At 65.7% G+C, this 15,240-nt stretch carries 14 protein-coding genes; 3 read left to right on the top strand and 11 right to left on the bottom strand.

All coding sequences use genetic code 11. The annotated features are described in order from the left end of the window. Positions 1-13: 13 nt before the first annotated feature. The 3 genes from BDK63_RS12705 to BDK63_RS12695 all read left to right on the top strand — a co-directional run bounded on the left by BDK63_RS12705 (position 14) and on the right by BDK63_RS12695 (position 3,351). Positions 14-1,516 (top strand): tripartite tricarboxylate transporter permease, encoded by a 1,503-nt coding sequence (locus tag BDK63_RS12705; RefSeq protein ID WP_183332536.1) that lies wholly within the window; start codon positions 14-16, stop codon positions 1,514-1,516. A 103-nt stretch (positions 1,517-1,619) separates the two neighbouring features. After that, on the top strand, positions 1,620-2,282 hold the full coding sequence (locus tag BDK63_RS12700) for an HAD family hydrolase (protein WP_221202612.1): 663 nt from the start codon (positions 1,620-1,622) through the stop codon (positions 2,280-2,282). A 262-nt stretch (positions 2,283-2,544) separates the two neighbouring features. Then, positions 2,545-3,351, top strand: a complete 807-nt coding sequence (locus BDK63_RS12695; protein ID WP_183332534.1) for an SDR family NAD(P)-dependent oxidoreductase — start codon at positions 2,545-2,547, stop codon at positions 3,349-3,351. A 25-nt stretch (positions 3,352-3,376) separates the two neighbouring features. On the opposite strand, the gene BDK63_RS12690 is transcribed toward BDK63_RS12695, so the two are convergent. The 11 genes from BDK63_RS12690 to BDK63_RS12640 form a co-directional block, all read right to left on the bottom strand. Continuing rightward, complete coding sequence (locus BDK63_RS12690; RefSeq protein ID WP_183332532.1) at positions 3,377-5,149, bottom strand: ABC transporter substrate-binding protein; 1,773 nt, start codon at positions 5,147-5,149, stop codon at positions 3,377-3,379. An 81-nt stretch (positions 5,150-5,230) separates the two neighbouring features. Next, positions 5,231-5,968 carry a sulfite exporter TauE/SafE family protein gene (locus BDK63_RS12685; RefSeq protein ID WP_183332530.1) on the bottom strand — a complete coding sequence of 246 codons (738 nt, stop codon included), beginning with the start codon at positions 5,966-5,968 and terminating at the stop codon, positions 5,231-5,233. A 129-nt stretch (positions 5,969-6,097) separates the two neighbouring features. Further along, a complete protein-coding gene (locus BDK63_RS12680; RefSeq protein ID WP_183332528.1) occupies positions 6,098-6,688 on the bottom strand; it encodes a malonic semialdehyde reductase in 591 nt (196 codons plus the stop codon). Positions 6,689-6,743: 55 nt separating this feature from the next. Then, on the bottom strand, positions 6,744-7,607 hold the full coding sequence (locus tag BDK63_RS12675) for an intradiol ring-cleavage dioxygenase (protein ID WP_183332526.1): 864 nt from the start codon (positions 7,605-7,607) through the stop codon (positions 6,744-6,746). A 4-nt stretch (positions 7,608-7,611) separates the two neighbouring features. Beyond that, positions 7,612-8,529, bottom strand: a complete 918-nt coding sequence (locus BDK63_RS12670) for an NAD(P)-dependent oxidoreductase (protein WP_183332524.1) — start codon at positions 8,527-8,529, stop codon at positions 7,612-7,614. Further along, on the bottom strand, positions 8,526-9,890 hold the full coding sequence (locus BDK63_RS12665) for an amidohydrolase family protein (protein ID WP_183332522.1): 1,365 nt from the start codon (positions 9,888-9,890) through the stop codon (positions 8,526-8,528). Before BDK63_RS12665 ends, BDK63_RS12670 begins: the two co-directional genes overlap by 4 nt. Then, entirely contained in the window at positions 9,887-10,966 is a 1,080-nt protein-coding gene (locus BDK63_RS12660) for a maleylacetate reductase (protein WP_183332519.1), read from the bottom strand. The genes BDK63_RS12665 and BDK63_RS12660 overlap by 4 nt, the downstream gene beginning before the upstream one ends. Before the next feature lie 66 nt (positions 10,967-11,032). After that, positions 11,033-12,592 carry a sugar ABC transporter ATP-binding protein gene (locus BDK63_RS12655; protein ID WP_183332517.1) on the bottom strand — a complete coding sequence of 520 codons (1,560 nt, stop codon included), beginning with the start codon at positions 12,590-12,592 and terminating at the stop codon, positions 11,033-11,035. Then, complete coding sequence (locus BDK63_RS12650) at positions 12,589-13,548, bottom strand: ABC transporter permease (protein ID WP_183332515.1); 960 nt, start codon at positions 13,546-13,548, stop codon at positions 12,589-12,591. Before BDK63_RS12650 ends, BDK63_RS12655 begins: the two co-directional genes overlap by 4 nt. A gap of 16 nt (positions 13,549-13,564) precedes the next feature. After that, positions 13,565-14,512: an ABC transporter permease gene (locus BDK63_RS12645; protein WP_221202611.1), complete on the bottom strand. Its 948-nt coding sequence runs from the start codon at positions 14,510-14,512 to the stop codon at positions 13,565-13,567. Between the two features lie 179 nt (positions 14,513-14,691). Then, positions 14,692-15,240: sugar ABC transporter substrate-binding protein (locus BDK63_RS12640; protein ID WP_246386089.1), on the bottom strand; the 549-nt coding region annotated here is incomplete at its 5' end.

Here is a 15,240-nt window from a genome sequence, read left to right as displayed (position 1 = left end):
CTCGAGGCATCCGATGAGTGATACCTTCTCCTATCTGCTCATGGCCTGGCTCGATCCAGGTCTGCTTGGCCTGACAGCCCTGGGCGTGCTGGCCGGCATCTACATTGGCGCCATCCCTGGCCTGTCGGTCACCATGGCCGTATCGATCCTCATCTCCTTCACTTTCGCCTGGGACATCAATAATGCCCTGGCGCTGATGGTCGGCATCTATGTGGGCGGCGTCTATGGCGGCTCGCGCACCGCCATCCTGCTCAACATCCCCGGTGCCCCCTCAGCCGTTACCACGGCCTTCGACGGCTACCCGCTGGCCCAGAAGGGTGAAGCGGGCCGCGCCATCGGGCTGAGTACCGTCATGTCAGTGATCGGCGGCCTGATTGGCGTGGCCGTGCTGGCCGGCACCGCCCCACATCTGGCAGACCTGGCGCTGCAGTTCGCCCCACGCGACTATTTCCTGATCGCCATCCTGGGCCTGCTGCTGGTCAGCTCTCTGTCGGGCAAGTCATTGGCCCGCGGCATCTTCTCGGTGGCACTGGGCGCTACCATCGGCCTGGTGGGCATGGACATGGTCACCGCACAGCCACGTCTGACCCTGGGCAGCATGGAGCTGCTGGGCGGCATCCACTACGTGGTGGTGATGATCGGCCTGTTTGGCGTAGCCGAGGCCTTCTACCAGTTGCACAACATGGCCAAGGTGCCGGTCAAGCAGAAAGTCGACAAGATCATTCCGCCGTTGAACATGGTGCTGAAGTTCCTTCCGCTGTCCATCCGTACTTCAATCATCGGCGTGGTCGTCGGCGCCCTGCCCGGCACCGGTGGCGACATCGCTTCGCTGTTCGCCTATGACCATGCCAAGCGTACCGTCAAGAACCCGAGCACCCCGTTCGGCGAGGGGGCCTATGAGGGTCTTGTCGCCCCGGAGACCGCCAACAATGCGGCGGTGGGCGGCGCCTATGTGCCCATGCTGACGCTCGGTATGCCGGGTGATGCGGTGACCGCCGTCATCATTGGCGCCCTGGTCATCCACGGCCTCAACCCTGGTCCGATGCTGATGATCGAGACGCCGCACATCTTCTGGTTCACGGTGGGCAACCTGGCCCTGGCCAATATCTTCCTGCTGGTGTTCGGCCTCACCGGCATCAGGATCTTCTCGAAGATCGTCGAGGTCCCCAAGGCGATCATGATCCCGCTGATCCTGGTGCTGTGCGTCGTCGGCACCTATTCGCTCAACAGCAACATGATGGAAGTCTACTGGATGCTGGGCTTCGGCATCCTCGGCTACTGGCTCAAGGTGTTTGGTTTTCAGATGGGGCCGATCATCCTCGGCGTGATCCTCGGGCCACTGCTCGACGAATCCTACCGCCAGGCCATGTCCTCGGTGGGCGATCGCGGTGGCGACTTCCTGCTCGCCCTGGTCGCCAACCCTCTGTCGCTGGTGCTGACCACGGTGATCGCGCTGGTACTATTGGGCAACACTCCCCTGAAGGGTTGGCTGGTGGGCCGCTTCCAGCGAAACTGAGCCTGCCTGTCCATCAGTAGTAGGCAGCGCGGCCCGATGGGCCGCGCTGCCGTTCAGGACCCGGCGAACCGATACCATCGGCGATGTTCTGGAGGAAAGGGGCTTGAGTGACGATATCGCGACATCCGGTTATGCACTGGTCTTCGATTTCGACGGAGTGGTGCTCGACTCGGCGACGCTCAAGCGTCAAGCCTTCGCTGACCTCTATCGCGACGAGCCCGAGGAAAGGCGTCGGTCGGTAGTCGCCTATCTGAGCCGGCGCGGCGGGCAGCCGCGAGAAGTAAAGTTTCGCCATATCGAGGCCCACATCCTCGGCCGAAAGGCCAGCGAAGAGAGCATCCGCGAACTCTGCGAGCGCTTCAAGGCAAGCGTCGAGAAGCGACTGCTTGAGGCACCTGCGATTCCCGGCGCGCTGGAGTTTCTGGAACGCTGGCAAGGTCGGCTACCGCTCTACCTGCTCTCGGCCACACCTGAGCATGAGCTCCGGACAATTGTCGAGCGCCGCGACCTGACCCGTTACTTTCTGGAGGTGGTCGGCTCGCCCCCGGACAAGGTCACCGGCCTGCGCAACCTGCTGGCACGCCGCGAGCATGCCGCTCAAGATACCGTCATGATCGGCGACTCCTACAACGACTATCGTGCCGCACGCTCCAACGGCACCCGCTTCATCGGCATCACCGCCGACCCGGCCGCCTCACCCTTCCCCGACGACGTGGTCACCGCAGTCGACCTAACCGGCCTGGAGTTGGCCCTGACCAAGCTGTAACGCCCCTCCCCCCTCTTGGCGCCCTGGTAAAAAATCCAATCTGGTCATATTGCCCCTGACCTCGGCTGTGAATTCCCCCCTGCCCTGCCGACAATGCGGATCAGCAAGACCACAGCGAAACCCTGAAGTCGCCAGGCTGCTTTCATGGCCGGGAACATCAGCAGGATTCCCGGCACCCAGACCGGCTTCCTGACTCGGGGGCCAGATATCGATATGGCATGTCGCCATGCCTTTGCCTTCAACAACTCCAAGAGGTGACCCGATGGACAAGACACGTTTGGCAGGGAAGAACTGCCTGATTACCGGCGCCGCACGCGGCATGGGGGCGGCCGTCGCCGAGCATTATGCCGCCCAGGGGGCCAATGTCTGCGTGGCCGACCTGAACATCGAGGGCTGCGAGGAAGTGGTCCAGCGCATCAACGCAAGGGACGGCGGCAAGGCCATCGCGGTCAAGCTCAACGTGACCGAGAGAGACCAGGTGAAGGCCGCCGTGCAGGCCACCGTCGACGCCTTCGGCAGCCTCAATGTCATGGTCAACAATGCCGGCATCAACAAGCCGCTGATGTTCCTCGACATCACCGAGGAGAACTGGCACCAGATCATGGACGTCAATGCGCTGGGCTGCCTGCTCGGCATGCAGGAAGCCGCCAAGCAGATGATCGCGCAGGGCAAGGAGAACGGGCCCTACAAGATCCTCAATGTGGGCTCCATCCTGTCGCGCCAGGCCTTCGATGACGTGGTGCCCTACTCCTGCAGCAAGCACGCGGTGCTGGCCATGATCAACGGCGGTGCCAAGGCGCTGGTCGACCACAACATCACCGTCAACGGCTACGGCCCCGGTGTGGTGCGCACCGAGCTGTGGGAGCAGCTCGACAAGGACCTGGTCAGCATCGGCAAGTTCGACAAGCAGGGCCAGTCCATGGACGAGCTCGCCGAGAAGATGATCCTGATGAAGCGCTACTCCTACCCGGAAGATGTGGTCGGCACGGCCTCCTTCCTGGCCAGCCCCGAATCGGACTACATGACCGGCCAGCTGCTGATGATCGACGGCGGCATGATCCTGCAGTGATGGCATCGGCCAGCCGGCCGATGGCTCAGTAGCAGCCCCTGTCTCGCATCACCCGATCGGCCCTGTCCTGCGCCAAGGACAGGGCCTTCTTGATGGAGCGCCGCCCGTCCAGCACCTCGAAGATCTCGTGTCCGGCGATGCTGATCAGGTCCGTGATACCCGGAACGGGAGGCCGCGGCCAGGCCTGCAGGATGTCCTTCCTCGCCATGTCATCCACGATCCCGATCAGCGGCGACAGCGCCGAGACCTCAGGGTCCTGGCTGACGCTGAAGCGCGGGGTCACCAGGCTGCCGTTCAGGATATAGAGCTTGGACATGTTGGCCGAGGTGAGATGACGCAGGGCCGTCCAGACACTCTCGATCCGCTCCTCGGCGAGGTTGGACGGAATGGCCAGGGCATAGCCCCCGATCGGGGTGATCGCACGGCCATGGTTGCCGATGGGGTGCGGCAGGTAGCCCGTGTTGCCCCAGGCCGGCGACTGGCGATCGAACTCGATGAGCGGCGCCAGCAGCGTGTAGCAGTAGGCCATGCAGGACTCGCCGGAGGCATAGGATTGGGCTCGCTCGTACCATGCCATGTGGAGAATGCTGGGGGGCGAATACTTGAGGATATCCAGCATGTACTCGCAGGCCCGGTAGGCGGCATCCGACTGGAACATCGGCCGCAGCTCCTCCCCGGACGCCTGCTGGAAGTCATAGCCTCCCTCGCAGCGGCGAAGGTTGATGATCGGCTGACCGAACTTGGCCATCAGGAAGCTGAAGGTATGGCCCAGCGGTGTGCCTCGCGCGGCATTCCAGGCAATGCCGTAACGCCCCCGGGCGGGGTCATGCAGCCGCCTGGCTACCTTGATCAGCTCCTCGGTGGTCGTGGGGGGCTCGAGCTGCGCCTCCTCGAGGATATCCTTCCGGTAGCAGAGCAGCTCCGGGGTGGTCTGCAGGGGAATGCCGTATTGCTCACCGGCGTATCGCGTGCTCTGCACCGCAACGGGGTGAAAGTCGGAGAGGTCATGGGCATCGCGCCGGATGAAGCGATCGAGGGGCATCAGGATGCCCTTCGAGGCCAGTTCGCCGAACCAGGGCAGGTCGCAGGCCACCAGGTCATAGCGGGACTTCGCCCGGCCGGCATTGGTGAGGATCGCCTCGAGCAGGTCGTCGATCGACCTGGCGGAGTTGTGGATCTCGAGACCGAAGATCGACTCCAGCTGCTGCTTGAGGTTGTGCATCGCCATGAAGGTGGGATCGGCGTGGATGAGCCCGCGCAGCCCGCCCTTCAGTTCGAGCCGTGCCGAGAGCACCGCTGGCGGGGAGATCACGCGCCCCGTCTCGGCCGCATCGAGGAAGATCCGGCGCCCGGTGTCCGACGCCGGATCCACCCCGAACAGGGGCCCCAGCAGGCCCTTGATGTGGTGCGCATAGGTCTCCCACTCCTCGATCATCATGGGCGAGGGGTGCAGCGAGACGGTCTTGCCCGATTTCGTCCTGGGGCGTGACAGGATCAGCCCGCGCTGGATGATGCTCTCGATCCCGCGCTTGGCGGTACCGTAGGAGAGCCCGGACGCATCCGCCAGCGAGGTGGGCGTCGTCAGCCGGCCGGCCAGGTGGTTGCGCATGAGGTGGAGCATCATGCGCATCTCCCGGTAGCCGTGGCTCAGGGAGAGCGAGTGCTCGGTCTCCTCCTCGAACTTCTCGATGAAGTCGATGAAGCGCGAGAGCTCCGTATGGGAGAGCTTCGACCTCGGCGTCTGGGACAGCCTGTCGTAGGGCCCCTCGGGATGGCTCTCGTCGGGGAGGTCGCTCATGGTCGCCTCGAGGCAGGAAGTAAGGGAGTGCCACAAGATAGCGCCGCCCCACGCCTGGCCGCAAACGCGACGCCAACGCGGCTATCCCCAGCCGTCGACGATCAGCCGAATGCCCAGCAGGATCAGCAGGCCCAGGATGATCCGGAAGAACAGCTCACCGCTCAGCCGCCGCTGGATGACCAGCCCCAGGCGCACCCCCAGCCAGGCCACCGGGATCAGCAGCAGCGCGATGGTGAGGTTCTCGACGTTCAGCAGGCCGAGCATGCCGTAGGGCACCAGCTTGACCAGGTTGGTGGCGGCCAGGAAGACCACGGCGGTTCCCAGGAACTGCTCCTTGGAGAGCCGGCACTGCAGCAGGTAGAAGTTGAGCGGCGGCCCCCCGGCGTGGGCGATGAAGCTGGTGAAGCCGGCGATACCGCCGCTCAGCGCGCCCGTCCAGGCGGGCAGCACCCGGCCGCGGAAGGGCTTGAGCAGCCCCCACAGGCCGAACAGGATCGAGAACACCCCCAGCAGTACCTTCAGCAGGTCCTCGTCGAGGCGGCCGTAGGTCAGGTAGCCGACCGTCACCCCCAGCACCGCCGGGGGAAACATCAGCCAGAGCACGGCGCCCACACGGTGACGCCACCAGGCCTTGAGGCTGAACACATCCATCACGATCAGCAGCGGCAGCATCACGGCCACGGCGAAGGCCGGGCTGGCCTTGAGCGAGATCAGCGGCACCGCCACTACCCCGACACCGCCGGCGAAGCCGGATTTCGAGATGCCGGTGATCAGTACGGCGATGATGATCAACACGATGAACTGCCAGTCGTACAGCATGCGGGCCCCTGCTCTGTGACCAGGTACAAAAAGGGGCCGTGGCGATCACGGCCCAATCGGAGTTTGCCATTGGCTCCCGTGAGGAGAGTGCCTCACGGGCTTCCGGGAGTCGCCTCCCGAAAGACGGGGTTACAGGACCTCGCAGATCTCCTCGAAGGCGAAGCGCTCCTGGCGCGGGAAGAGCGCCTCGGCATCCCCGTAGCCCAGGTTGCAGAGGAAGTTGCTCTTCACCTTGCCGTCCGGGAAGAAGGCCTCGTCGACGGCGGCATTGTTGAAGCCGGACATCGGCCCGGCATCCAGGCCCAGCGCCCGAGCCGCCAGGATGAAGTAGCCGCCCTGGATGGAGCTGTTGCGGAAGGCGGTGGTATGGATGAAGTCCGGCTTGCCCTCGAACAGCGACTTGGCGTCCTTGTTGTGGGAGAACATGCGCGGCAGGTGCTCGTGGAACTCGGTGTCGAAGCCCAGCACCGCGACCACCGGGGCCTTCATGGTCTTCTCCTGGTTGCCCGGCAGCAGCGCGGGCTTGAGGCGCTCCTTGGCTTCCTGGCTCCTGAGAAAGAGGATGCGGGTCGGCTGGCAGTTCATGGAGGTCGGGCCGAAGTGCATCAGGTGGTAGAGCTCGTGCAGGGTCTCGTCGCTGACGTCACGATCCTGCCAGACGTTGTGGGTACGCGCCTTGGTGAACAGGGTCTCGACCGCGGAGTTGTCGATAACAGTCATGTCGCTTTCCTCTTGCTGGATGGTATTGGCTTCAGGGTGTCGTCTTGCAGTGGGACTAGCGGCTCGCCTTGAGGCCGAAGTCGTAGGTCAGATGGCGGAAGGGGACTTCCATCGACCGCCCATCCGGTGCCTTTCCCGGCGGCAGCAGCTGGTACTCCCTGACCAGGGAATCCTTGACGCCGAAGACGGCGTCGGAGTCGAGATAGGGGTCGTCCTCGGCGAAGACCTGGGTCACCAGGGTTTCAAAGCCCTCGGCCATGAGCATGAAGTGCACGTGGGCGGGGCGATAAGGGTGGCGACCGGTGACTTCCAGCATCTTGCCGACCGGGCCGTCGGTGGGGATCGGGTAGGGCGAGGGGGTCACCGTCCAGAAGGCATAGCGCCCCTGGTCGTCGGTGGTGAACCGGGCCCGCAGCGAGGCGCCCTCGAGCTCCTTCTGGACGTCGTAGAACCCTTCGCTGTCCGATTGCCAGACATCGATGACCACATTGGCCAGGGGCTCGCCGCGCTCGTCATGCACCCGCCCCTCCACGAAGAAGGGCTCCCCCTCGACGTTCCAGTCGATCGACTCGCCCCGGGCGGCCTGGGGCGGGTCGGCCACATAGAAGGGGCCCAGCACCGTGCTCTCGGAGACCATGGGGTCCGACGTCTGGTGATTGATGGCGTCGACCAGCATGGTGACGCCCAGGGTGTCGGAGAGCAGGATGAACTCCTGGCGCTTGTCGTCGCACATCTGGCCGGTGCGGGTCAGGAAGTCGATGGCCTGGGTCCACTCCTGCTCGGTGGGCTCCACCTCGCGGATGAAGCCATGCAGGTGGGTGACCAGGCTGTTTAGCACCTGCTTCAGGCGCTCGTCACCGCAGCCGGCGAACTGCTCGATCACGGCATCGGTGATGTTCACGGCATTGAGGTTTCGCATCTCGTCATCCCTTGGCGCCGGAGGCGCTCTCGATGGCCGGCAGCCCGGAAAGGCGCTCGGTGTGGTGGATCGTGGCGATGTAGTCGTCCTCGCCGTGGCCCGTGCCGATCAGCGAGCTGTAGGCCTCGCGCATCTGGGCGGCCAGGGGCACGGCGACACCGTCGGCGTGGGCACAGCCGAGGATCAGGTCCAGGTCCTTGGCCATCTGGGCGGCCGAGAAGGTGGAGGTGAAGTCGCGATCCTTCAGCGGCTGGGTCTTGTACTTGACCATCGGCGAACCGACGGCGCTGTCGGCCATCAGGTCCAGCATCGCCTCCCAGCCGATGTTGCCCTTGCGGGCCATGGCCAGGGCCTCGCCCATCATGCCGGCGCTCACCGCGATCATCAGGTTGATCGCCAGCTTGGCGTAGCGGGCCTGCTCCGCGTCTCCGAGCCAGTACTGGGCCTTGGTGAAGGCGGCCATCACCGGCACGGCCGCCTCCAGGGCGTCGCGCGGGCCGGAGACCATGGCCGACAGGGTGCCGGACTCGGCGGCGACCGGATTCCCCGACACCGGGCTGCGCAGATAGGCGATGCCCCGCGCCTCGGCGGCCTCGGCCACCCGGGCGGAGGCCTCGATGCTGACGGTGCTGGTCTCGATCAGCACGCTGCCCGGGGCCATCGCCTCGATCAGGCCATCCGCTCCCAGGTGCAGGCCCAGCAGCGCCCGATCATCGGGGATCGAGACGAACACCAGGCGGCACCCCTCGACGGCGGCGGCCAGGGACGGGTGAGGGGCGATGCCGGCCTGCTCGGCCAGGGCCATCCGCTCGGGGCTGAGGTCGAACCCCTGGACGGGGGTCCCCGCCGCAGCGATCCGCGCGGCCATGGGCAGGCCCAGCTTGCCGAGGCCGATCCAGGCGACCTTGTTGGTGGCTGTCATTGTGTTGTCCCCCCTTGTTGCCGTGACTGAAGCTCGGCGTAGATGCGGTGACCGGAGGCTGCCAGGTGGCGGACCCCCTCCTCGACGTCCGCCAGCAGCCTACCGTGTCGCTTGTGGAACTCTCCCGCCACCATGACGCTGTCGACATTGGCCAGGCTCGCCTGCATGACCACGGTGGAGACCGGGTCGCTGACCGGCTGCATGTTCAGCAGGCCGCTGTCCAGCAGCACCAGGTCGGCCTGCTTGCCCGGCGTCAGGCTGCCGATGCGCGCCTCCAGGCCCAGGGCGCGGGCACCGTCGAGGGTGATCCACCCAAGCGCCTCGCGAGTGCGGATGGTCGAGGTCTCGGGAATGCCGCCCCGCTCGCGCCGTGAGGCATCGTTGTCCAGCGAGCGCTGCATGCCGAGCGCCATGCGGGCCACGGTGAACATGTCACCGGAGATCACCGATTCCAGGTCCACCCCCAGGGAGACCACGCCGCCATGCCGGCGAACGTGGCCGGTGATCGGGAAGCCGTGCCCCTGGGTCATCTCGTTCTCGGGCGCGACGGAGAAGGTCACCCCCTGCGCGCAGAAGCGCGCCAGCTGAGCGTCGCTGAGGCTCTGGCCGTGGACGATGTTGATGTCCGGCCCCAAGAGCCCCTTCTCCTCGATCACGTCCCAGCCGCCGGGACTGACGGCCTCGCCGCCGCCCTGGTGCATGGAGGCCACCAGGCCGAACTCCTTGGCCAGCTCGAAGTCCTGCAGGCTGACCTCGAGGGTGGAGTAGTGCGGCCCGAGGATGGCCAGCCCCAGGGTCACGCGCCCCTCGGGGTCGGCCAGTTCGCCCTCGAGCAGCCGCTCGACCTCGCTGCGCGGATGGGGGATCTCGCTGAAGTGGGGCTGCCCCGGCTTGGGATCCGGCTTGGGCGAGCCGTGGAAGAACAGCGCCCGGATGCCGGACGCCTTGAGCCCGCGCACCGCCGCATCGGTGTGCTCGGGGGTGGGGTTGTTGTGGCACCAGTCCCCCAGGGTGGTGGTGCCGCAGTTGAGCTGGTTGAGCGCCCCCATGCGGGTGGCGATCTGGATATCGTCGGGGGTGAAGAGCGTCGCCAGGCCGCGGTGGACATGGCCGAAGTACTCGAGCAGCGTCCAGTTGGCGGCCACCCCGCGCAGGGCGGTCTGCCAGGTATGCATGTGGGCGTTGACCAGCCCGGGGATCAGGATGCCGCCGCGGCAGTCGATGACCTCGGCCCCCTCGGCCGGCAGGTCATGGCCCACGGCCAGGATCCGGTCGCCTTCCACCAGCACCTGGCCGTCGGCCAGGTCGCCGAGCTCGGGGTCCATGGTGATCACGGTGGCATTCGTAAATAGCGTCTTCATGTTTGGACTCCCTCCTCGCTCGCCGGTCGCTGGCCGACCAGGGCATGGCTCAGCAGGCGATGGATGCCCTGGGCCTCGACCTCGCGGGGATTCCAGTAGGGGTTGCGGGTGGCGATCTCGGTGGCGCGCTCGACATCACTCGGCTTGAGGCCGATCTGCTCCAGTGCCGTGGGCGCACCCACCGCACGGGCCAGGTCGAAGAGGCCGGCGGCGGGATCCTCGCAGCCCAGGGCCCGGGCGATGCGCGACATCGCCTCGGGGGCCGCCGGGGCGTTGTAGGCCACCGCATGGGGCAGCACGATGGTATGGGTCTCGGCATGGGGCAGGTCGAAGGAGCCGCCCAGGGTGTGGCAGAGCTTGTGGTGCAGCGACATGCCCACCGACCCCAGGCAGGTACCGCACAGCCAGGCGCCATACAGGGCATCGGCGCGCGCCTCGGCATTGCCCGGGTCGCCGGCGATCACCGGCAGACTGCGGGCCAGCGCGGCGATGCCCTCCTCGGCCATCAGCGAGATCACCGGGTTGCGGTCGCGGGCATAGAGCGCCTCCACCGCATGGGCGATGGCATTGATGCCGCTGGTGCCGGACATCCCGGCGGGCAGCGAGAGGGTCAGGTCGACGTCGTAGATCACCGTCTCGGGCAGCACCTCCAGGGTGCGCTGGGTGGTCTTGATGCCGTCGCGGGTCTCGCCGAGGATCGGCGTCATCTCGGAGCCGGCATAGGTGGTGGGGATGGCCACCTGGGGGAGCCAGGTGCGCAGCGCGATGGCCTTGCCCAGGCCGATGGTCGAACCGCCGCCGATGGCCACGGTGCAGTCCACCGCCAGCTCCTCGACCACCCGCATGGCGCGCTCGGTCACCTCGACCGGCGTGTGCATGGCGGCCTCGGTGAACAGCCCGGCCCCGCGCTCGCCCAGCTGCTCCAGCACCGCGCGGGCCTGTTCCTGCTGCTGGGGAGTGGCCAGCACCAGGGCCCGGCGGCAGCCGAGCTGCTCGATTTCCTCGGCGAGGCGCGACAGGGTCCCCTGGCCGAATACCACCCGGGATGGCAGGCCATGATAGACAAAGGGTTGCATGGGTCTTTCCTCAGACGTTGAAGGTGCATGGGGGCGCCCCAGCGGGCGCCGCGGCGGCGAATCCGCCTAGGCGGTCGCCGCCGCCGGGGCTGACGTGCCCATTCCGGTAATCGCCTGCACCAGCGCGTCCTCGCTGACGCTGTCGCCGTCGAACTCGGCGGTGACCCGGCCGTCGTACATGGCGATGATGCGGTTGCTCAGGCCGAGCACCTCCGGCATCTCCGAGGAGATCACCAGCACCGCGTAGCCGGACTTGGCGAGGTCCTTGACCAGGGCGTGAATCTCGGCCTTGGAGCCCACATCGATGCCGCGGGTCGGCTCGTCGAGGATCAGCAGCTTGGGATGGGTATGCAGCCACTTGCCGATGACGATCTTCTGCTGGTTGCCGCCGCTGAGGTTGCCGACCTTCTGGCGCCAGCTGGGCGTCTTGATCTTCATCGCCTGGTGGTACTTGTCGTAGACGCTGCGCTCGGCCGAGCCCTTCATGAACCCCCCGGAGGAGACGCTGGAGAGGCTCGCCAGGGTCATGTTGTCCCGGCAGTTCATGCCCAGGATCAGCCCCTGGTCCTTGCGATCCTCGGGCACCAGGGCGATGCCCGCGGCCACCGCATCGTGGGTGCTGCGGAAGTTCACCACCTCGCCATCCAGCACCACCTCGCCCGCCACGGGCGTGCGCAGCCCGAAGATGGTCTCGGCCACCTCGGAACGCCCCGCCCCCACCAGCCCGTACATGCCGACGATCTCGCCCTTGCGGACGTTGAAGCTGACATCCTCGAAGATCCGCTTCACCGTGAGGTTGCGCAGTTCGAGCATGTTCTCGCCGAAATCGGTGGGCTTGCTGGCGTGGTCGAGCTCCAGGCTGCGGCCGATCATCATCCGCGTGACCTCGTCCTCATGGGTCTCGCAGGTATTCACCGTGCCGGTGTATTCGCCGTCACGCAGCACCGAGATGCGATGGGAGAGGTGGAAGATCTCGTCCATGCGGTGCGAGATGTAGACGATCCCCACGCCCTGCTCGCAAAGCGAGTGGATCACGTCATAGAGTACCGGCTTCTCGTGGTCGGTCAGCGAGGCGGTCGGCTCGTCGAACACCACCACCCGGGGGGTGAAGACCAGCGCCCGGCCGATCTCGACCATCTGCTTCTTGGCGATCGACAGCGACCCCACCAGGTCGTCGTGCTGGAAGCTGCACTTGAGGGTCTCGAGGATGGCATTGGTGTCCTCGCGCAGCTTGCGCCAGTCGACACGGTTGCCCCACTTCTTCGGCAGGCTGCCGAGGAAGATGTTCTCGGCCACGGTCATCTCCGGCACCAGCGACTGCTCCTGGTGGATCAGCACCACCCCGGCCCGCTTGGCATGCTTGGGGTTCTCGAAGGCCATCTCCTCGCCGCCGAGGATGATCCGCCCCTCGTTGGCCTGGTGCTTGCCGGCCAGCACCTTCATCAGGGTGGACTTGCCGGCGCCGTTCTCGCCGAGCAGGGCATGGACCTCCCCGGGGCGAACGTCGAAGTCGACCTTGTTGAGGGCCACCACCCCGGGAAAGCGCTTGGTGATGCCTTCGAGCTTGAGCACCGGGTCGGCGTCGATCGGCTGGCGCTGGCCAGTCCTGGCGTGGACGGGAGTCATATCCGCACCTCCTTGGTCGAGGGCACATTGAGCTTCTTGTCGATGATCAGCACCGAGATCAGGATCACCCCGAGCACGACCAGCACGTAGAAGGCCGGCACCTGCATCAGGTTCATGCCGTTGCGCAGGATACCGATGGCCAGCACGCCGCCCAGGGTGCCGACGATGCTGCCGTAGCCGCCGGTGAGCTTGGTGCCGCCGAGCACCACCGCGGTGATGGTCCACAGCTCGTAGTCACGCCCGAGGTTGGGCGTGGCCGCCCCCATCTGGCTGGCCAGCAGCACCCCGGCCAGGGCCGCGAAGAAGCCGACGATGATGAAGTTGATCATCATGTGGCGGCCGAGACGGATGCCGGCATCGATGGAGGCCTCCGGGTTGCCGCCCACCGCGAAGGTATTGCGCCCGTGGCCGGTGCGGGTCAGCACCAGGTGCATCACCAGGGTGCAGAGCAGGAAGATGATCGCCAGCACCGGAAACGGCCCGATGCTGCTGGCGCCGAAGTCCGAGAAGGCGAAGTTCATCGAGTAGAAGGACTGCTCGCCGGTGTAGAGGAAGATCAGCCCGCGGATGCCCAGCATGGCGCCCAGGGTGACGATGAAGGCGTTGACCCCGGTCTTCCACACCACCAGGCCGTTGATCGCCCCGAGCAGCATGCCGGAGGCCAGTGCCGCGATGATGGCGATGGTCAGGCCATAATCCTGGAGACCCACCGCCAGCGAGGCGGCAAGCCCGAGTATTGCCCCCACCGAGAGATCGATGTTGCCGTTGATCATCACGTAGGTCATGCCCAGGGCGATCAGGCCGATGGTCGAGGTCTGGACCAGGATATTGGTGATGTTGCCCAGCGACAGGAAGTACTCCGACATGAAGCTGAAGAAGATGAAGATGGCGATGACGAAGATCCAGATCGGCTGGATCGCCGCCCTGCCACGGAAGAAACCTTTGATTGACATCATGCGTCATGCCTCCGCGTCACGAGTGGGTCGTCAACAGGCGCTTGCGCTTGTTGGCGAGATCCAGCCAGACGGCCAGGATGATGATCACCCAGGTCACGATCCACTGGGTGTAGTAGGGGTAGCCCATGAGCAGCAGGCCGTTCTGGATGAAGCCGAGGATCAGCACGCCGATCACCGTCTTCCAGATGCTGCCGGCGCCGCCGAGCAGGCTGGTGCCCCCCAGGATGATGCCGGCCAGCACCAGCAGCTCGTAGCCCTGGCCCACGTTGTTCTGGGAGCCCATGACCCGCGAGCCGAGCACCAGGGCGGCGCAGGCCACGCAGAAGGCCGAGATCAGGTAGGTGCTGAAGACGCACCAGTTCTTGCGAATGCCCGAGTAGACCGCCGCCATGGGGTTGCCGCCGACGGCGAAGATGCGCCGCCCGTAGCCGGTGCGGGACATGACGATCTGCATCAGGATGGCCAGCAGTCCGAACAGCAGCACCGGCACCGCGATCCCCAGCACATAGCCGCGACCGAAGAAGGCGAACCAGGTGCCATCCTGATTGGCGATATCCACGTTCTGGCCACCGCTGTAGATCAGTACCAGGCCCTGGATGATGGAGAGCATGGCCAGGGTGACGATCAGGGAGTTCAGCCGCATGAAGCCGATCAGGATGCCATTCACGGCGCCGAGCATCAGGGTCAGGGCGAACATCATCAGGATCGCGTTGGTCGGGCCGATCTTGTCGTGGAGATCCACCACCAGGACGGTGGCGAACGACAGCATCGAACCCACGGAAAGGTCCAGGTTACCGCCGATGATCACGACCGTGACGCCGACGGCGATGATGCCGATGATCGAGGCCTGCCGGACCACCGTCATGATGTTCGATTGGGAGAGAAACTGCTCGGAGAAGAATGAGAAGACGACCATGCCCAGCAGGAAGAAGATCAGGATACCCTGGGCGGAGAGGAAGCTCATCACCCCCGCCTTGCTGACATTTCCCGCCAGGAGTCGTGTTTTGGTTTGTTCTGCAGAAGACATGAGAATCACCTGTTGAGGTAGGACCGTGCGTAAGGAATGACTGCGCTCCGGCCAGTCCTGTCACCCGGGGCAGGCATCGCTCGTGCGACGCCTGCCCCGGGCAGTTGACCGTGACGTCAGAAGACCGGACGGTCGAACTCTTCCAGGTTCTCGGCGGTGATCTTCGGGGTCTCGAAGAAGTTGAGCTTGGGGACTTCCTCGCCGGCCAGCACATCCAGTGCGGTCTGCAGGGCCGCCTCGGCATCGTCCACGGGAGACTGGTAGATGGAGCCGTAATACTCCCCGCGGGCGATGGCGTCATAGCCCACGGCGAAGTTGGTGGCGCCGATGAAGATGATCTCGTCGGCCCGGCCGGCGCCCTTGGCGGCATTCAGGGCGCCGACCCCCATGTTGTCGTCACCGGAGTAGACGCCATCGATGCGGTCGTACTTGGTGAGGAAGTCCTCCATGACGCGCTGGGCCCGCTCGCGGTTCCAGTTGCCCGGCTGGGTCTCCATCAGCTCGACGCCGGGGCAGAGTTCGGCGAGACGCTCCTCGAACCCGGCGGCCCGCTCGATGGCGGTGGTATAGCCCGGATGTTGCACCGGGTCAGTCAGAAGTCCCCAGATGCCATGCTCGGTGGGGATAAAAGGGCTCTGGGGGTGGAGATTGGCTGCTTTTTGATC

The organism is Halomonas campaniensis (genome assembly GCF_014193375.1).
Taxonomy (GTDB): domain Bacteria; phylum Pseudomonadota; class Gammaproteobacteria; order Pseudomonadales; family Halomonadaceae; genus Halomonas; species Halomonas campaniensis.
Note: the sequence above shows the minus strand (reverse complement) of the source record. Positions and strands in the feature narration are given on the sequence as shown.